This window comes from Streptomyces poonensis (assembly GCF_014650915.1).
Classification (GTDB): domain Bacteria; phylum Actinomycetota; class Actinomycetes; order Streptomycetales; family Streptomycetaceae; genus Streptomyces; species Streptomyces poonensis.
The window spans coordinates 127282-146215 of the sequence record NZ_BMVW01000005.1 but is presented as its reverse complement, the minus strand read 5'-3'; the positions used below and the strand labels follow the sequence as shown (position 1 = coordinate 146215).

The following is an 18934-nucleotide window of genomic DNA, read 5'->3' as shown; positions in this document are numbered from 1 at the left end:
GGGCTTTCACCCTCAAGGAGATCTCATGCGGCGTGGCATAGCGGCCACCGCGCTGGTGGCGTCCTTCGCCCTCGCGGCGACGGCCTGCGGCGGAAGCGACAGCGGCGACAGTGCCGACGGTCCGGTCACCATCACCTATTGGGACACTTCCAACGCCACCAATGAGGCGCCGACGTACAAGGCCTTGGTGAAGGAGTTCGAGGCCGCGAACAAGGACATCAAGGTCAAGTTCGTCAACGTCCCGTTCGACCAGGCGCAGAACAAGTTCGACACCGCCGCCGGCGCCTCGGGCGCCCCGGACGTGCTGCGCGCCGAGGTCGGCTGGACCCCCGCCTTCGCGAAGAAGGGCTACTTCCTGCCGCTGGACGGCACGGAGGCCCTCGCCGAGCAGGACAAGTTCAAGTCCAACCTGCTCGAGCAGGCCAAGTACGAGGGCAAGACGTACGGCGTGCCGCTGGTCACCGACACCCTCGCCTTCGTCTACAACAAGGAACTGTTCGAGAAGGCCGGCGTCGAGGTCCCCAAGACGTGGGAGGACCTGAAGAAGGCCGCCGCCACCATCAAGGACAAGACCGGCGTCGACGGCTACTGGGGCTCCACCGCGGGCTACTACGGGCAGCCGTTCCTCTACGGCGAGGGCACCGACACGGTCGACGCCGAGGGCAAGAAGATCACTGTCGCCTCGGCCGAGGCCAAGAAGGCGTACCAGACCTGGCTGGACCTGTTCGACGGCAAGGGCCTGCACAAGGCCGACACCACCGCCGACGCCTACGCCCACCAGCAGGACGCGTTCAACAACGGCAAGGTCGCCTCGATCATCCAGGGCCCGTGGGAGATCACGAACTTCTACAAGGGCTCGGCCTTCAAGAACAAGGAGAACCTGGGCATCGCCACCGTCCCGGCCGGCTCCGCGGGGAAGGCGGGCGCCCCGACCGGCGGCCACAACCTCTCCGTGTACGCGGGCTCGGACAAGGCGCACCAGGAGGCGGCGCTGAAGCTGGTGAACTTCATGACCTCGGCGAAGTCCCAGGAGACCATCGCCCTGAAGAACTCCACGCTGCCCACCCGTGATGACGCCTACACCGACCGGGTGAAGGCCGACCCGGGCATCGCCGGCTACCAGACGGTGCTCTCCGCCGCCCAGCCGCGCCCGGCGCTGCCGGAGTACAGCTCCTTCTGGACGCCGCTCGACGACGAGCTGCCGAAGATCGCCAGCGGCAAGGAGTCCCTCGACAAGGGCCTGGCCAACGTGGAGACCGCGATCACCAAGCTGGTGCCGGACTTCAGCAAGTGATCACGCGGCCGCCGCACCCCCTCCCGGGCTCCGGGCGGAGCGATGCGGCGGCCTCCGGCCCGGGTGCCGCACACACCACGTCGCCCCGTTGCGCACCCGGGCTCCCCACGGCCGCCCCGGGCCGTACCCCTGAACATGCAGAAGGTGTCGAACCATGACAGTCGCCATCGACCGAGCGACCGGCAAGCGGAGAGGTGAGCCGGGCCCGCGCCGCGGTCGCTTCCAGCGCCTCAAGCAGAGCTACCAGAAGTACTGGTACGCGTACGCGATGATCGCCCCGGTGGTCGTCGTGATCGGCGGCCTCGTCCTGTATCCGCTGGCCCGGGGCCTCTACCTGACGTTCACCAACGCCAACAGCCTCAACTCGGCCCGCACCATCGGCGTGAACGAGATCGAGGCCACCTACGAGTGGGTCGGCCTCGACAACTACGCCGACATCCTGTGGGGCCCGACCAGCTACGACCGCTTCTGGTCGCACTTCATCTGGACGATCGTCTGGACGGTGCTCTGCGTCACCCTGCACTACGTCATCGGCCTCGGCCTCGCGCTGCTGCTCAACCAGAAGCTGCGCGGCCGCACCCTGTACCGGCTGATCCTGGTGCTGCCGTGGGCCGTGCCCACCTTCGTCACCGTCTTCGGCTGGCGCTTCATGCTCGCCGACTCCGGCGTCATCAACAACTTCCTGGACTCGATCGGCCTGCCGTCGCCGATGTGGCTGGAGGACACCTTCTGGCAGCGGTTCGCGGCGGTCATGGTGAACACCTGGTGCGGTGTGCCGTTCATGATGGTCTCGCTGCTCGGCGGGCTCCAGTCCATCGACTCCACGCTGTACGAGGCCGCCGAGATGGACGGCGCGAACGCCTGGCAGCGCTTCCGCTACGTCACCCTGCCGGGCCTGCGGACCGTCAGCTCCACCGTGGTGCTGCTCGGTGTGATCTGGACGTTCAACCAGTTCGCGGTGATCTTCCTGCTCTTCGGCAACACCGCGCCCGACGCGCAGATCCTCGTCACCTGGGCCTACCAGCTGGGCTTCGGCCAGCAGCCGCGCGACTACGCGCAGTCGGCCGCCTACGGCATCCTCCTCCTCTCCATCCTGATCGTCTTCACCTCCGTCTACCGCCGCTGGCTGGACCGCAATGAGCAGTCCGCGATCTGAGGCAGGAGTCCCCATGAGCACCACGACCCTCCCGACCGCCGCGCCGGTGGACCAGGCCCCCGCGGCGGCCACCCCGCCGCGCAAGGTGCGCGGACGCGGGCAGCGCAGCCGCGCCGGCTCCCTCGTCTCGCACCTGATCCTGATCGTGGCGAGCTTCGCCGCGCTCTTCCCGATCGCCTGGCTGGTCTTCCTGTCGCTCGGCCCCGACAAGGACGACTATCTGCACCCCGAACGCATCTTCGGCAAGATGACGTTCGACAACTACACGTTCGTGCTGACCGAGACGAACTTCTCCGACTGGCTGGTGAGCACGCTCATCGTGTCGCTCGGCACCACCGTCATCGGCGTCCTCGTCGCCGCCACCACCGGCTACGCGGTCTCCCGCATGCGCTTCCCGGGCTACCGCAAGTTCATGTGGCTGCTGCTGGTCACGCAGATGTTCCCGGTGGCCGTGCTGATGGTGCCGATGTACGAGATCCTGTCGGAGCTGCGGCTCATCGACAGCTACCTCGGCCTCATCCTCGTCTACTGCACGACCGCGGTGCCGTACTGCGCCTGGCTGCTCAAGGGCTACTTCGACACCATCCCGTTCGAGATCGACGAGGCCGGGCGCGTCGACGGACTGAGCCCCTTCGGCACGTTCGCGCGGCTGATCCTGCCGCTCGCCCGGCCGGGTCTGGCCGTCGCCGGCTTCTACAGCTTCATCACCGCGGTCGGCGAGGTCGCCTTCGCCACGGTGTTCATGCTGTCCGACACGAAGTACACCTTCGCCGTCGGTCTGCAGAGCTTCGTCAGCGAGCACGACGCGCAGCGGCAGTACATGGCCGCGACCGCCGTGCTGGTCGCCATCCCAGTCTCCGCCTTCTTCTACCTTGTGCAGAAGAACCTGGTGACCGGCCTCACCGCGGGCGGCACCAAGGGCTGACGGCCCCGGGGCGATCCCCTTGGGGACCGCCCGTCCGAGGCTCCCGCGCGCCCCGGCGCGCGGGTGGCGGCCGCGGTGCCCTCCGCGCATTCGAGCACAGAGGGACCGTCCGACCCCGCTGCCACCGCGGCCGCCTCGTCACCCCGACCCGAGACACCGTTGTCCACATCCCTTCCCCCCTCTCGGCTCCGCTCGAGCGGGGGGACCCCCCCATCGCATCAAGGACGTCATGAGCCAGCATTCCGTTGAACCGGCCCCGACCTCCGCACTCGCGACCGTCGCCGCCCGTCGCGACTGGTGGCGCGACGCGGTGATCTACCAGGTCTATCCGCGCAGCTTCGCCGACAGCAACGGCGACGGCATGGGCGACCTCGAGGGTGTACGTTCCCGGCTGCCGTATCTGCGCGACCTCGGCGTCGACGCCGTGTGGCTCAGCCCCTTCTACGCCTCTCCGCAGGCCGACGCCGGCTACGACGTGGCCGACTACCGGGCCGTCGACCCCATGTTCGGCAACCTCCTGGACGCCGACGCGCTGATCCGCGACGCCCACGCGCTGGGCCTGCGCATCATCGTCGACCTGGTCCCCAACCACTCCTCCGACCAGCACGAGTGGTTCAAGCGCGCCCTCGCCGAGGGGCCGGGCTCCCCGCTGCGGGAGCGGTACCACTTCCGCCCCGGCAAGGGCGAGGACGGCGAGCTGCCGCCCAACGACTGGGAGTCCATCTTCGGCGGGCCCGCCTGGACCCGCGTCACCGAACCGGACGGCACCCCGGGCGAGTGGTACCTGCACCTCTTCGCCCCCGAGCAGCCCGACTTCAACTGGGAGCACCCGGCGGTCGGCGACGAGTTCCGCTCCATCCTGCGGTTCTGGCTCGACATGGGCGTCGACGGCTTCCGCATCGATGTGGCGCACGGCATGGTCAAGGCCGAGGGCCTGCCCGACCTGGGTTCCCATGATCAGGTCAAGCTGCTGGGCAACGATGTCATGCCGTTCTTCGACCAGGACGGTGTCCACGACATCTACCGCGAGTGGCGCAAGGTCCTCGACGAGTTCTCGGGCGAGCGCATCTTCGTCGCCGAGGCCTGGACCCCGACCGTCGAGCGCACCGCCCGCTACGTGCGCCCCGACGAGCTGCACCAGGCGTTCAACTTCCAGTACCTGAGCACCTACTGGGACGCGCCCGAGCTCCGTACCGTCATCGACCGCACCCTCGACGCGATGCGCCCGGTGGGCGCCCCCGCCACCTGGGTGCTGTCCAACCACGACGTGACCCGGCACGCCACGCGCTTCGGCAACGAGGCCGGCCTCGGCACCCAGATCCGCAGCGCCGGCGACCGCGACCTCGGCCTGCGCCGGGCCCGTGCGGCCACCCTGCTGATGCTGGCGCTGCCCGGCTCCGCCTATGTCTACCAGGGCGAGGAACTGGGCCTGCCCGACGTGGTGGACCTGCCGGACGAGGTGCGCCAGGACCCCGCGTACTTCCGGGGCGCCGGACAGGACGGCTTCCGCGACGGCTGCCGGGTGCCGATCCCGTGGACCCGCACCGGCTCCTCGTACGGCTTCGGCGACGGCGGCTCCTGGCTGCCGCAGCCCGAAGGCTGGGGCGAGCTGAGCGTCGAGGCGCAGACCGGCGTCGCGGACTCCACCCTGGAGCTGTACCGCACCGCGCTCACCGTGCGCCGCGAGCAGGCCGATCTCGGTGCGGGCGACTCCGTGGAGTGGCTCAAGGCGCCCGAGGGCGTGCTCGCCTTCCGCCGCGGGGAGTTCGTGTGCGTGGCGAACACCACCGGCGAGGGCGTGCAGATTCCGGCGTACGGCCGGGTGCTGGTGTCCAGCGGTGAGGTGACCGTGGCGGACGACGAGGCGAAGCTGCCCGCGGACACCACCGTGTGGTGGACGACTGCCTGAGGATGACTGAATCAGTCTGACGGCAAGGGCTTACGTCTGTTTGCAGGGGCTCGCCGCCCGTTCCGGGTGGCGGGTCCCTGCTGTCGTCGTATGGGGTGTCATGGCAGGTGGCAGGCGGACCAACGCCCCTTATCGGACGGCCGTTTCGGGCCGGTGAAGTAGGCGTGTCCAGAGGGTTGACCGGTGCATCAGTGGCTCGTACGGTTCGGTCGGCTGAAAGTTTTCAGTCAGGTTGCAGCAAGAACCTTCAACGCCCTCCCCATTGGCACCTGCTCTGCCCTCCCCATGGGCATGGGCACCTTCAACGGAGAAGGACCCCCGCATGGCCAGCAGAACCCTCTCCGGCGCGCTCGCCCTCGCGGCGGCCGCGTCGGTGGCACTCGCCGTCCCCACGGGCAGCGCCTACGCGTCCCCGCCCGGCACCAAGGACGTCACCGCCGTCCTGTTCGAGTGGAAGTTCGACTCGGTCGCCAAGGCGTGCACCGACACCCTCGGCCCCGCCGGTTACGGCTACGTCCAGGTCTCGCCCCCGCAGGAGCACATCCAGGGCGGTCAGTGGTGGACCTCGTACCAGCCCGTCAGCTACAAGATCGCCGGGCGTCTCGGTGACCGTGCCGCCTTCAAGAGCATGATCGACACCTGCCACGCGGCCGGGGTGAAGGTCGTGGCCGACGCCGTCATCAACCACATGTCGGCCGGTTCCGGCACCGGCACGGGCGGCTCCTCCTACACCAAGTACGACTACCCCGGCCTGTACTCGTCCTCCGACATGAACGACTGCACCACGCAGATCGGCAGCAACTACGGGGACCGCGCCAACGTCCAGAACTGCGAGCTGGTGGGCCTCGCCGACCTCGACACCGGCGAGGAGTACGTCCGCACGAAGATCGCGGGCTACCTCAACGACCTGCTCTCCCTCGGCGTCGACGGCTTCCGGATCGACGCGGCCAAGCACATGCCCGCCGCCGACCTGGCCGCCATCAAGGGCAAGCTGACCGACCCCGGCGTGTACTGGAAGCAGGAGGCGATATACGGCGCGGGCGAGGCCGTCTCGCCGAGCGAGTACCTGGGCACCGGTGACGTCCAGGAGTTCCGCTACGCCCGCGACCTCAAGCGCGTCTTCCAGAACGAGAACCTCGCCTACCTCAAGAACTTCGGCGAGAGCTGGGGCTACATGGCGTCCGGCAAGTCCGCCGTCTTCGTCGACAACCACGACACCGAGCGCGGCGGCGACACCCTCAACTACAAGAACGGCGCCGACTACACCCTCGCCAGTGTCTTCATGCTGGCCTGGCCCTACGGCTCGCCCGACGTCCACTCCGGCTACGAGTGGTCCGACAAGGACGCCGGCCCGCCGAGCGGCGGCCAGGTGAACGCCTGCTACAGCGACGGCTGGAAGTGCCAGCACGCCTGGAACGAGATCTCCTCCATGGTCGCCTTCCGCAACACCGCGCGCGGCGAGGCCGTGACCGACTGGTGGGACAACGGCGGCGACCAGATCGCCTTCGGCCGGGGCTCCAAGGCGTACGTGGCGATCAACCACGAGGGCTCCTCGCTCACCCGCACCTTCCAGACCTCGCTGCCCTCCGGCGACTACTGCGACGTGCAGAGCGGGAAGGCCGTGACGGTCAACGGCTCCGGGCAGTTCACCGCCACCCTCGGCGCGCAGACCGCGCTCGCCCTGCACACCGGCGCCCGCACCTGCCAGGGCGGCGGCAACCCCGACCCCGGCACCGACCCCGACCCGCAGTCCGGCGCCTCGTTCGCCGTCAACGCCACCACCCAGCTCGGCCAGAACATCTACGTCACCGGCAACCAGTCCGCCCTCGGCAACTGGAACACCGGCAGCGCCCTCAAGCTCGACCCGGCCACGTACCCGGTGTGGAAGCTCGACGTGAACCTCCCGGCCGGAACGTCCTTCGAGTACAAGTACATCCGCAAGGACGCGGCCGGAAACGTCACCTGGGAGAGCGGCGCCAACCGCACCGCCACCGTCCCGACCTCCGGCAAGGTGACGCTGAACGACACCTGGCGCAACTGACCGGCCCCCTCGGGCCTGTTGTGCCACGCGGCCGCCCGGCGCCCCTCACCGGCAGGCGCCGGGCGGACGCTTCTTCCCCTACCCCTGTCAGGCCCCTACCAGGAGAGAGAGTCCGTGAGACGCCCGCCCCTGCGAAGAACCGCGACCGCAGCCGTCGCCGCGGCGCTCTGCGCCACGCTGGCCCCGGCCGTGCCCGCGCTCGCCGCGCCCCGGCCGCCCGCACCCCCCTCGGACGCGAAGCTGGCGGCCGAGTCCGCCCGCCACGAGCTCACCCGCGAGCAGTTCTACTTCGTCCTGCCGGACCGTTTCGCCAACGGTGACACGTCCAACGACAAGGGTGGTCTGACCGGTTCGCGCCTGGCCACCGGCTACGACCCCACCGACAAGGGCTTCTACCAGGGCGGCGACCTCAAGGGCCTGACCCGGAAGCTCGACTACATCAAGGACCTCGGGACCACCGCCATCTGGCTGGCCCCGATCTTCAAGAACCAGCCCGTGCAGGGAACCGGCGAGAACGCCTCCGCCGGCTACCACGGCTACTGGATCACCGACTTCACCCAGGTCGACCCGCACTTCGGCACGAACGACGACCTCGAGACCCTCATCGACAAGGCCCACGCCAAGGGCATGAAGGTCTTCTTCGACGTCATCACCAACCACACCGCCGACGTCGTCGACTACGAGGAGAAGTCCTACGAGTACCTCTCGAAGGGCGCGTTCCCGTACCTGACGAAGGACGGCGAGCCCTTCGACGACGCCGACTACGCGGACGGGAAGGAGAAGTTCCCGGCCGTCGGCACCGGCTCGTTCCCGTACACGCCGTCCGTGCCCGCCGCCAAGAAGGACGTCAAGGTCCCCTCCTGGCTGAACGACCCGACGATGTACCACAACCGCGGCGACTCCACCTGGGCCGGCGAGTCCGCCACGTACGGGGACTTCACCGGCCTGGACGACCTGTGGACCGAGCGTCCCGAGGTCGTCGAGGGCATGGAGAAGATCTACCAGCGGTGGGTCAGGGACTTCGACATCGACGGCTTCCGGATCGACACCGTGAAGCACGTCAACATGGAGTTCTGGACCCAGTGGGCCACCTCCCTCGACGCCTACGCGGCGAAGAAGGGCCGGGACGACTTCTTCATGTTCGGCGAGGTGTACTCCGCCGACACGTCCGTCACCGCGCCGTACGTCACCGAGGGCCGGCTCGACTCCACGCTGGACTTCCCGTTCCAGGACGCGGCCCGCGCGTACGCCTCGCAGGGCGGCAGCGCCCAGAAGCTGGCCGCGCTCTTCGGTGACGACTACAAGTACACGACCGACAAGGCCAACGCGTACGAGCAGGTCACCTTCCTCGGTAACCATGACATGGGCCGCTTCGGCACCTTCCTCAAGCAGGACGACGCCGGGGCCTCCGACGCCGAGCTGGTGAAGAAGGCGAAGCTCGCCAACGAGCTGATGTTCCTCAGCCGCGGCAACCCGGTCATCTACTACGGCGACGAGCAGGGCTTCACCGGCGCGGGCGGCGACAAGGACTCCCGCCAGACCCTGTTCGCCTCGAAGGTCGCCGACTACCTCGACGACGACCAGCTCGGCACCGACCGCACCCACGCCGAGGACGCCTACGACACCAAGGCGCCGCTCTACCGCCAGATCGCCGCGCTCGCCAAGCTGCGCAAGGCCAACCCGGCCCTCGCCGACGGCGTCCAGACGGAGCGGTACGCGGCCGACGGAGCGGGCGTCTACGCCTTCTCCCGTACGGACGCGAAGACCGGCACCGAGTACGTCGTCGCCTTCAACAACGCGGACGAGGCGAAGACGGCGACGTTCGAGACCGGGTCCGCGGGCATGACGTTCCGCGGCATCCACGGCACGGACGCCTCCGTGAAGAGCGGCTCGGACAAGAAGGTCACCGTCACGGTCCCGGCCGGATCGTCGGTCGTGTTCAAGGCGGCCGGCAAGCTGGGCAAGCCCACCACCAAGCCGTCCGTCACCCTGAAGGCCCCGGACGCGGGCGCCACCGGCACCGTCGAGCTCACGGCGGATGTCGACGGCGGGCAGCTCAACCGCGTCGTCTTCGCCGCCCAGACCGGCAACGGCAAGTGGCAGGTGCTCGGCTCCGCCGACCACGCCCCGTACAAGGTCACCCACACCATCGGCGAGGACGTCCCGGCCGGCACCGCCCTGCGCTACAAGGCCGTGGTGGTCGACTCGGCGGGCCGTACGGCGAGCGCGACGGCCGCCTCGACCACCGGCACCCCGCCCGCCGAGGAGATCCCCACCGCGTCGTCCCGTGACTACGCGATCGTCCACTACAAGCGCGAGGACGGCGACTACGACGACTGGGGCCTGTACGCCTGGGGCGACCTCGCCGACGGTGAGGCGACCACCTGGCCCGAGACCCACCCCTTCGTCGGCCGTGACGCGTACGGCGCCTTCGCCTACGTCAAGCTGAAGCCGGGCGCCTCGAACGTCGGCTTCCTCGTCATCGACAAGGACGGCAACAAGGACGTCTCCGCGGACCGGACCATCGACGTCACGAAGACGGGCGAGGTCTGGATCGAGCAGGGCAAGGAGACCGTACTCACCGAGCGTCCCTCCGGCGAGTACCCCGAGCAGGACAAGTCCAAGGCCGTCCTCCACTACCACCGCGCCGACGGGGACTACGACGGCTGGGGACTGCACGTCTGGGGCGGCGCGGCGAACCCGACGGACTGGTCGAAACCCCTCGAACCGGTGAAGACTGACTCCTATGGCGCTGTCTTCGAAGTACCGCTCACCGAGGGTGCCACCAACCTCAGCTACATCATCCACAAGGGCGACGAGAAGGACCTCCCCAGCGACCAGGCGCTGGACCTCAAGGCCAATGGCCACGAGGTGTGGCTGTTGAGCGGTCAGGAGAAGTACCTGCTCCCGCAGCCCGCGGGCAGTGCGGCGGCCCTGGACCTGACCACCTCCAAGGCGGTCTGGATCGACCGGAACACGGTCGCCTGGGACGGCAGCCCGAGCGCCGCCTCCACACAGCTGCTGTACGCGCGCGACGGTTCGATAGCGGTCGAGAACGGCACGCTGACCGGTGACGCGAAGGTGCTCCGGCTGTCGAGGTCCGAGCTCACCGACGCGCAGAAGGAGAAGTTCCCGCACCTGAAGGCGTACACCGCCTGGACCGTCGACCCGCGCGACCGCGACCGGGTGCGCGAGGCGCTCCAAGGCCAGGTCGTGGCCTCACAGCGGGCCGCGAACGGTGCCGTGCTGGCGGCGACCGGCGTCCAGATCGCGGGCGTGCTCGACGACCTGTACGACGCGACGGACGCGGACCTCGGGCCGACGTTCGACCGCAAGGGCCGGCCGACGCTCGCCGTGTGGGCGCCGACGGCGCAGTCCGTGTCGCTGGAGCTGGATGGTAAGACGGTCGCCATGAGGAGAGACGGCGGTACGGGCGTCTGGTCCGTCACCGGGTCCCCGTCCTGGAAGAACAAGCCGTACCGGTACGTCGTCAAGGTGTGGGCGCCGACCGTTGGCAAGATCGTCACCAACAAGGTCACCGACCCGTACTCCGTGGCCCTCACCACCGACTCCGAGCGCAGCCTCGTCGTCGACCTGGGTGACAAGTCCCTGGCCCCGAGCGGCTGGTCGAACCTCGCCAAGCCCAAGTCCGTACCGCTCAAGGACGCCCAGATCCAGGAGCTGCACATCCGGGACTTCTCGGTGGAGGACAAGACCTCCCCGGCGGAGCACCGGGGCACCTACCTCGCCTTCACCGACAAGGACAGCGACGGCTCCAAGCACCTGCGCGAGCTGGCGAAGTCCGGTACGTCGTACGTGCACCTGCTGCCCGCCTTCGACATCGCCACCATCCCCGAGAACAAGGCGGACCAGGCGGTCGTCGACTGCGACCTCGCCTCCTACCCGGCCGACTCCGAGAAGCAGCAGGAGTGCGTGGCGAAGGCCGCGGCGAAGGACGCGTACAACTGGGGTTACGACCCGTACCACTACACGGTTCCCGAGGGCTCCTACGCGACCGACCCCGACGGCACCCGGCGCACGGTCGAGTTCCGGAAGATGGTCAAGGCGCTGAACGAGGACGGCCTGCGGGTCGTCATGGACGTGGTGTACAACCACACCACCTCCAGCGGTCAGGCGGACACGTCCGTGCTGGACAAGGTGGTGCCCGGCTACTACCAGCGGCTCCTCGCCGACGGTTCCGTGGCGACCAGCACCTGCTGCGCCAACACCGCGCCCGAGAACGCCATGATGGGCAAGCTGGTCGTCGACTCCATCGTCACCTGGGCGAAGGAGTACAAGGTCGACGGGTTCCGCTTCGACCTGATGGGCCACCACCCGAAGGCCAACATCGTGGCCGTGCGGAAGGCACTCGACGCGCTGACCGTGGAGAAGGACGGCGTCGACGGGAAGAGCATCATCCTGTACGGCGAGGGCTGGAACTTCGGCGAGGTCGCCGACGACGCCCGCTTCGTCCAGGCCACGCAGAAGAACATGGCCGGGACGGGCGTCGCCACCTTCTCCGACCGCGCCCGTGACGCCGTGCGCGGCGGCGGACCGTTCGACGAGGACCCGGGTGTGCAGGGCTTCGCCTCGGGGCTCTACACCGACCCCAACTCCTCGAAGGACAACGGGACGGAGGCCGAGCAGAAGGCGCGGCTGCTGCACTACCAGGACCTCGTCAAGGTCGGGCTGAGCGGCAACCTGAAGTCGTACACCTTCACCGACACCAGTGGCCGGGAGGTCAAGGGGTCCGAGGTCGACTACAACGGTGCGCCCGCCGGATACGCCGATGCACCCGGTGACGCCCTCGCCTACGTCGACGCCCACGACAACGAGTCCCTGTTCGACGCGCTGACCTTCAAGCTGCCGAAGGACACCTCGGCGGACGACCGGGCCCGGATGCAGGTCCTCGCCCAGGCGACGGCCACCCTGTCGCAGGGCCCCGCCCTGTACCAGGCGGGCACCGACCTGCTGCGCTCCAAGTCCCTGGACCGCAACTCCTACGACAGCGGCGACTGGTACAACGCGATCCACTGGGACTGCCGGGACGGCAACGGCTTCGGGCGCGGTCTGCCCCCGGCGGCCGACAACGAGGCCAAGTGGTCCTACGCCAAGCCGCTGCTGAGCTCGGTGCAGGTGGGCTGCGAGCAGATCCAGGGGGCCTCGGCCGCCTACCAGGACCTGCTGCGGATCCGTACGACGGAGTCCGCCTTCTCGCTGGACACGGCGGGCGAGGTGCAGTCGAAGCTGTCCTTCCCGCTGTCCGGGAAGGACGAGACGCCCGGTGTCATCACCATGGAGCTGGGTGACCTCGTCGTCGTCTTCAACGCCACGCCGGAACGGCGCGACCAGAAGGTGTCAGCGCTGGCCGGCACGTCGTACGCGCTGCACCCGGTGCAGGCGGCGGGCGCCGATGCCACTGTCAAATTCGCGTCGTACGAGGCTGAGACTGGCATATTCAGCGTCCCGGCGAGGACGGTCGCTGTGTTCTCCCGGAGCGCCCGATAGGGCGCTAGCGTGGGTGGTGCGGGCCCGAGGGGGTCCGCACCACCTCAGCTCAGGGGCCAGCCGCGTGGATTCCATGGCCGAACGGGCCGAACGGGCCGACCAGAAGAACACCACGATCCTCGTCGTCGATGACGCGGCCGCGAGCCGCTGCGCGCTCGGCGCCGTCCTTCGCCGGGCGGGTCACCTCGTCGTCCCCGTCGCCACCGCCGGTGAGGCACTCCTCGAACTCGACCTGCGGCTGCGCGCGGGCGCCCTGCCCGACGTGGCCCTCGTCGACGTCGGGCTGCCCGATATGAGCGGCTTCGAACTGTGCCGCAGGCTCAAGGCGCTGCCGCTGATGGCCACGCTGCCCGTCGTTCATTTCTCCGCCGCCGCCGTCGCGCCCAGCGACCGGTGCCGGGGCCTGGACGCGGGCGGCGAGGCGTATCTGACGGTGCCCGCCGAACCCGAGGAGATCCAGGCCGTGGTCCGGGCGGCCCTGCGCGGCGCCCGGATGCGCAGCGGCGCCGAGCACCTCGCCCAGGACCTGACGCTGCTGTCCGAGACGATCCTTCCCGTGCAGGCCGCGCACAGCCCGAGCGAGCTCGCCCGGGTCGCCGCCGCGGGCACCGCCCGGCTCACCGGCGGCCCGGCCGCCGTGTTCGTCGTCGGCGAGGGCGGACACGTGTACAGCGGCATCCACTGCGGGCGGGCCGCCGCGGCGCCGCCGGAGAGCGGTGCGCGCGAGACCGTCGCCCGGCTGGTGCGGCGGGTGACGGCGGCCGCCGGCTCGGTGTTCGAGACCGTCGTGCCCGCGCCGCTGTGGCCGCCGGGTCTCTTCCCGCGCGACGCCGGTGAGGACGTGCGCATGGTGGTGACGCGCACCCGGGACGGCCGGGCGGCCGTCTGCCTGACCACGCCCACGCGCCGGCACCGCAAACCGCCGCCGGGCACCGCCGCCCTGGTCGCCCGGCTCGCCCAGGCCACCGCGCTCGCCGCGCAACCGCTGCTGATGTACCAGGCGGAGCGGCATGTGGCGCTCACCCTGCAGCACAGCTTCCTGCCGAAACGATTGCCGGACCTGCCGGGCGTCGACGTCGTCGTACGGTACGAGCCGGCCTCCCGCGAGACCGAGATCGGCGGCGACTTCTACGCGGCCCTGCGCACCGGCGAGGGTGTGCTCACCGCGGTCGGTGACGTCGTGGGGCACTCGCTGGACGCGGCCACCGTCATGGTGGAGATCCGGCACGCGCTGCGCGCCTACTGCGTCGAGGAGGCCGATCCCGGCGCGCTCGCCCGGCGGCTCGACCGGATGCTCCAGCACTACCACCCCGAGGTCACCGCCACCGTCTGCCTCGTCCTGGTCGACCCCGCCACCGGCCGCACCCGGATCGCCAACGCGGGCCACATCGCACCGCTCGTCGTGCGCGACGGGGAGGGAGCCGAGTATGTGCGGGCGGCCGGACCGCTGCTCGGCCTCGGTCTCGACCGGCCGGCGCCCACGGAGACCGTGCTCGGGCCGGGCGACCGGCTCCTGATGGTCACCGACGGCCTGATAGAGAGCCGGGGCACGGATCTCGCCGTGTCCATGGAGCAGTTGCGCACGGCGGCCGCCGCGGCCCCGCCCGGCACGGGCGCGCTCTGCGACTCGCTGCTGCGGCACTTCGGCCGCGACCGGGAGGACGACATCGCCCTGCTGGCGCTGCGGCTGGACGACTAGGGTGTGATCACCGTCCCGGACGCCCGCTCCGGGAACCCTCGAGGACGCATCCGAACAGGAGTCCCCATGCCGCAGATCACCGTCGACTACTCCGCCGCGCTCGCCGACACCTTCGACCGCCGCGCCTTCGTCAAGGCGCTGCACGCCGAGGTGGTCGAGACGGCGGCCGCGCGACTGGAGGCGTGCAAGACGCAGTTCCGGCCGACCGAGGACACCACCGTGGGCGGCGACGCCGACGGGCACGCCGTCGTGCATGTGACGCTGGGACTGCTGGCGGGACGCACCGAGGAGACCAAGGCGAAGCTCACCGAGGGCGTACTGGAGCTGCTGCGCGGCCACATCAAGCCGGCGGACGGGCTGATGCTGCACGCGTCGGCCGAGGTACGGGACCTGGACGCGTCCTACCGGAAGTTCGAGGGCTGATCCGGAGGTCCGGTCAGGCGGGCGGTGCGCCCAGCGCCACGAGGCGGGCCGACAGGGCGGCGAACGGGCCGTCGGCCGGCTCGCCCGCGATGATACGGCGCACCAGCGCCGCCATCTCCTCGTCGTACGCCGCGGCCACCGCCGCCAGCGCCGCGAAGTCGTTCACCAGCTGGACCTCCAGCTCGCCGCGCGGGACGCGGCGCCCGTCCAGCCAGAGCAGCGCAGTCGACTCGGCGAGCGAGATCCAGGAACGGACCACCAGCTCCAGCCGGGCGGGCGGCTTCTCGACCTCCAGGTGCGCGAGGATCTGCACGTACGCGGCCTGGCGCACCCCGTCGACGAGCGCGTTGGTCCGGGACGAGCCGACCGCCGGGCCGCCGCGCATCAGCGCCGAGAAACCGGGGCCGTGTTCGTCGACGAAGTCGAAGAAGCGGTGCATCACCCGCAGCAGCCGCGCGCCGACCGGGCCCTCCCGCGGCTCGATGAAACGCTCCGCCAGTTCCTGCGACGCCCGCTTCAACGCGGCCTCGTACAGGCTGAGTTTGCCGGGGAAGTAGTGGTAGACCAACGGCCGTGAGATGCCCGCGGCCGCGGCTATCTCGTCGATCGACACCTCGTCGGGCGAGCGCTGGCTGAACAGTTCAAGGGCGACGCCGATCAACTGCCGCCGCCGCTCCTCGACACCCATTCTTCGACGAACACCGGTGGTCATGCGAACACTTTACCGACCGGTACCGGCCCTCAACGGGCCGGTCCCACCTAGTTCGTTCACAACTCGACCACGTTTTCCGCACCTCGCGCGATCTAGGAAGCGGCGATGTCCCATCCGCTGAAGCCGACCGTCCCGCGCGCCCCGGACCCGCCGTTCGTGGCGCTCATGAACATCCCCACGTCCTGCGCCCCGGCCGCCGCACCCGGCACGGTCACGGTCGCCACCGTCCGCCAGGCCGACCCGCCGTCGGTCGAGCAGGCGCCGGTGTACGAACCGCCGGCCCGGGTGAGCCGCAGCAGCACCGGCACCTTGATCCCGGTGATCCGCCGGTAGGTGTCGAGCGTGCCGTCACCGGTCGAGTCGTACGACAGCACGACGCCGTTGGCGGGCGTGACGGCCAGGTTGAGGAAGCCCGGCGAACCGGGTGTACCGAGGGCGTTGCGCACGACGATCCCCGCACGGGCCCAGCTCCCGGTCGCCGCCTGGGAGTCGACCCGCAGCGTCACCACCGCCCCGTCGCCCAGCGCCCCCTCCCGGTAGACGGTCCCGAACTCCGTCGTGCCCTTCCACAGGTCGGCGCCCGCCCCGTCGATCGCGAACCGGTCCTCCAACTGCCCGAACACGGCGCCGTTGTTCGTGTACGTCCGCCAGCCTTCGGCCAGTGGCCCCGCCTCGAAGAGCGTGCCCTCGAACCGGCTCTCCACCCGCTCCTCGCCGCGCGGCCCGTACTGGACGGTGAGCGTGTACGGCAGCGGGCGCAGCGGCTCGTCGAGCGGGGTGCCCGGCGCGCTCGCCCGCCAGCGGACGGTCCCCGACCCGGCGGCGGGCACGGACGGGAGCGAGGCGGGCCCCTCCGGCTCGGCGTCGATGCCGGTGAGGGCGAAGTCCACGCGCCCGGTCGCCCGCAACCCGTTGACGTTGCGGAACACGGCCGTGACCCGCGCGTCCCCGCCGGGCGGGAAGGCGGCCGGCTCGGCGGTCACGGTCAGCGTGCCCTGGTACGGCGCCTTCGCGAGGACATCCCGCACGCGCGCGGCCGTACGGTACGCGTCGCCCACCGGCCGCAGCGCATAGTCCTTGCGCTCCCGCGTCCACGGCTCCTCGACCGCGAACCAGTCCACCGCCTCCGGCGCCGTGCCGGTGACCAGCGCGTCCTCCAGCGCGTCCAGCCACTTCTGCCAGCGCGGCACGTAGAAGTCGGCCATCAGGCCCTGCCACTCGCGGTTGCCGTACTCGTGCAGATTGCCCGCGTCGGAGGTGGCCCGCCCGCCCCACACCGTGATCAGCACCTTCGCGGTCCGTTCGAACTCGGCGCGCTCGGCGTCGTTCGTGGCCATGCGCCGGGCGTCGTCGATCCACGGACCGAGCAGGAAGGCCGGGTCGGTGCCCGTCACCTCGTCGGACAGCCGCATCAGCCTCAGCCACAGCGTGGCCAGGCGGCGGAAGGTGTCGAGGTCCTTGCGCTGGTACGCGGCCCGCAGCTGCGGCAGGTACTGGCGGCTGCGGTGCGCGAGCGCCTGCCGGGCCACATCCACCAGGTCGTACCGGTAGGCGGCGCTGCGCCGCAGACCGCCCGCCACGCCGAGCAGCCCGGCGAACGCGGCGTCGAAGCGGCCGGGGTCGTAGGTGAGGGCGCGCGGCGCGTACTCGGCGGCGCGGTTCGCGGCGAGGTCGGGGCGGGCGCAGAACAGTGAGTCGTGCGGGTCGCTGCGCTCCACGGCGTGCTGCTGGTACGCCGTGTCGTGCAGCGCCCGCCACGCCTTGCGCGCCTCGGGATCCCGCCCGCCGTACCGGAAGACCGCGTACGACGCGAACCACTCGGCCCGGTCGATCCGCTCCTCCGCCCACGCCAGCTCCGAGAACAGCTCGAACGCGGCCGGATCCCGGTCGGTGGCCTCCGGCATGTACGCGGTGCCGACCAGCGCGCTGTCCGGCTTGTCCCGCCAGGCGAAGAACTTCTCCTCCCAGAGGTGGGCGCGGGCGCCGATGGTGGTCCGCCCGCCGAAGTTGGGGATCGTGCCGAACGCGTACGGAGTGCCGCCCCAGTCGCGCTCCCGGTCGGTGACGCTCGTGTACCGGTCGGAGACCCCGTCCACGATCAGCATCCTCGACCTGTCGACGGCGTCGAGGAGCTCGGGCAGCGGGTTCTCCTGCCAGCCGAGGATGACCCAGGTGGCGTCGGGCTCGAACGCGTGCAGGGCCCGCTCCACGCCGCGCGCCGCGTCCGGCACGGGCACGTCACCGGCCGTGCCGCCCTCGTGCAGCAGGTCCATCTTGAAGTGGGCCGCCTCGCCGAAGACGTCCTTCTGGTGGGCGTAGAAGGAGGCGGCCACCTGCGCGAAGGCGTCGGTGCGCGGGTCCAGCCAGTCGGGGCGCTCGAAGCCGTGCCAGACGCCCTGCGGGACCACGTGCGCGTCGCCGCCGTTGCGCTCCACGAACTCCTTGGGCACATGCCCGTAGTAGCCGGGCAGCACGGGCGCCATGCCGAGCTCGCGCAGCCGGTCGGCGATACGGCGGCCCAGCCGCGCCCGCTTGTCGATCAGCTCGGGGGAGAGCGGGCCGCCGTACCCGGAGAGGTTCTGCAGCAGCCACCACGGCTGGTGCGAGGGGGCGGGCAGCCAGGCGCGCGCCTCGGCGTCGGAGTACCCGAAGTCCTTCAGTACGCGGTGGTAGACGGCCTCCATACCTGCGATGACCAGCACCTCGTTGCAGCCGTGCAGGGCGAGGAGGTCGATCTCGCGCTCCCAGTACGCCCAGTCCGCGTACGGGGCCGTGTAGCCGTCGTTGGTGTCGTTGAGCGCGAAGCGGTGGGGGAGCGCGGTGGACCGCTCCAGGGGCTGTGCGGGCGCGGGCAGGCGGCGCGGCAGGTCGAGCTGGTCGCCGTTCCAGGCGAGGTGGGCCCCGCACACGTACTTCAGGTACCAGTGCACCCCGGTGAGGAGCGTCGCCGGGGTCGTCGCGGACACCTGGATGCGCCCGGTGGTGCCGGTCACCCGGAACCGGTCGCCCGCGCCCCGCCTCCCGACGAGCCGGAGCACGAACTGGTCGGCGTGCCCGGGCAGCAGCCGATTGAGCGCGGAGCGCGCGGGAGCCGTATCGAAGGCGGGGCCCCTGCGGGGGCTCCCTGCGGCGTGGGCCGGAGCCATCAGTCCCAGGGTGGTTCCGAGGCCGATGGCACCGGCCGAGCCCAGCACCGTGCGTCGCGACGGACAGTTCATCTGTGTGCCCCCTGTGTCGACAGATGCGGCACGCTAACGGGACGGCCGT

At 70.4% G+C, this 18934-nt stretch carries 10 protein-coding genes; 8 read left to right on the top strand and 2 right to left on the bottom strand.

From position 1 onward, the window contains the following. Positions 1–25: 25 nt before the first annotated feature. From IE242_RS15550 to IE242_RS15515, 8 genes are all read left to right on the top strand, one after another. On the top strand, positions 26–1294 hold the full coding sequence (locus IE242_RS15550; protein ID WP_189859510.1) for an extracellular solute-binding protein: 1269 nt from the start codon (positions 26–28) through the stop codon (positions 1292–1294). Positions 1295–1448: 154 nt separating this feature from the next. Further along, complete coding sequence (locus IE242_RS15545; RefSeq protein WP_189859508.1) at positions 1449–2450, top strand: carbohydrate ABC transporter permease; 1002 nt, start codon at positions 1449–1451, stop codon at positions 2448–2450. Between the two features lie 13 nt (positions 2451–2463). Beyond that, positions 2464–3375, top strand: a complete 912-nt coding sequence (locus IE242_RS15540; RefSeq protein ID WP_189859506.1) for a sugar ABC transporter permease — start codon at positions 2464–2466, stop codon at positions 3373–3375. A 229-nt stretch (positions 3376–3604) separates the two neighbouring features. Next, a complete protein-coding gene (locus IE242_RS15535) occupies positions 3605–5284 on the top strand; it encodes a glycoside hydrolase family 13 protein (protein WP_189859504.1) in 1680 nt (559 codons plus the stop codon). Positions 5285–5606: 322 nt separating this feature from the next. Beyond that, positions 5607–7325 carry a carbohydrate-binding module family 20 domain-containing protein gene (locus IE242_RS15530; RefSeq protein ID WP_189859502.1) on the top strand — a complete coding sequence of 573 codons (1719 nt, stop codon included), beginning with the start codon at positions 5607–5609 and terminating at the stop codon, positions 7323–7325. A gap of 114 nt (positions 7326–7439) precedes the next feature. Continuing rightward, positions 7440–12833, top strand: a complete 5394-nt coding sequence (gene pulA, locus IE242_RS15525; RefSeq protein WP_189859500.1) for a pullulanase-type alpha-1,6-glucosidase — start codon at positions 7440–7442, stop codon at positions 12831–12833. A 73-nt stretch (positions 12834–12906) separates the two neighbouring features. Continuing rightward, positions 12907–14532 carry a SpoIIE family protein phosphatase gene (locus IE242_RS15520; protein ID WP_189859952.1) on the top strand — a complete coding sequence of 542 codons (1626 nt, stop codon included), beginning with the start codon at positions 12907–12909 and terminating at the stop codon, positions 14530–14532. A 66-nt stretch (positions 14533–14598) separates the two neighbouring features. Beyond that, a complete protein-coding gene (locus IE242_RS15515) occupies positions 14599–14955 on the top strand; it encodes a 5-carboxymethyl-2-hydroxymuconate Delta-isomerase (RefSeq protein WP_189859498.1) in 357 nt (118 codons plus the stop codon). A gap of 13 nt (positions 14956–14968) precedes the next feature. Here the strand turns inward: IE242_RS15515 and IE242_RS15510 are convergent, their stop codons facing one another. Then, a complete protein-coding gene (locus IE242_RS15510; protein ID WP_189859496.1) occupies positions 14969–15667 on the bottom strand; it encodes a TetR/AcrR family transcriptional regulator in 699 nt (232 codons plus the stop codon). A 92-nt stretch (positions 15668–15759) separates the two neighbouring features. After that, positions 15760–18885 (bottom strand): alpha-N-acetylglucosaminidase, encoded by a 3126-nt coding sequence (locus tag IE242_RS15505; protein WP_189859494.1) that lies wholly within the window; start codon positions 18883–18885, stop codon positions 15760–15762. Positions 18886–18934: the final 49 nt, after the last annotated feature.

Excerpts from the sequence above, each read along its gene's own strand:
- IE242_RS15550 (WP_189859510.1), top strand. The coding sequence starts at position 26 with ATGCGGCGTGGCATAGCGGCCACCGCGCTGGTGGCGTCCTTCGCCCTC.
- IE242_RS15545 (WP_189859508.1), top strand. The coding sequence starts at position 1,449 with ATGACAGTCGCCATCGACCGAGCGACCGGCAAGCGGAGAGGTGAGCCG.
- IE242_RS15540 (WP_189859506.1), top strand. The coding sequence starts at position 2,464 with ATGAGCACCACGACCCTCCCGACCGCCGCGCCGGTGGACCAGGCCCCC.
- IE242_RS15535 (WP_189859504.1), top strand. The coding sequence starts at position 3,605 with ATGAGCCAGCATTCCGTTGAACCGGCCCCGACCTCCGCACTCGCGACC.
- IE242_RS15530 (WP_189859502.1), top strand. The coding sequence starts at position 5,607 with ATGGCCAGCAGAACCCTCTCCGGCGCGCTCGCCCTCGCGGCGGCCGCG.
- IE242_RS15520 (WP_189859952.1), top strand. The coding sequence starts at position 12,907 with ATGGCCGAACGGGCCGAACGGGCCGACCAGAAGAACACCACGATCCTC.
- IE242_RS15515 (WP_189859498.1), top strand. The coding sequence starts at position 14,599 with ATGCCGCAGATCACCGTCGACTACTCCGCCGCGCTCGCCGACACCTTC.
- IE242_RS15510 (WP_189859496.1), bottom strand. The coding sequence starts at position 15,667 with ATGACCACCGGTGTTCGTCGAAGAATGGGTGTCGAGGAGCGGCGGCGG.
- IE242_RS15505 (WP_189859494.1), bottom strand. The coding sequence starts at position 18,885 with ATGAACTGTCCGTCGCGACGCACGGTGCTGGGCTCGGCCGGTGCCATC.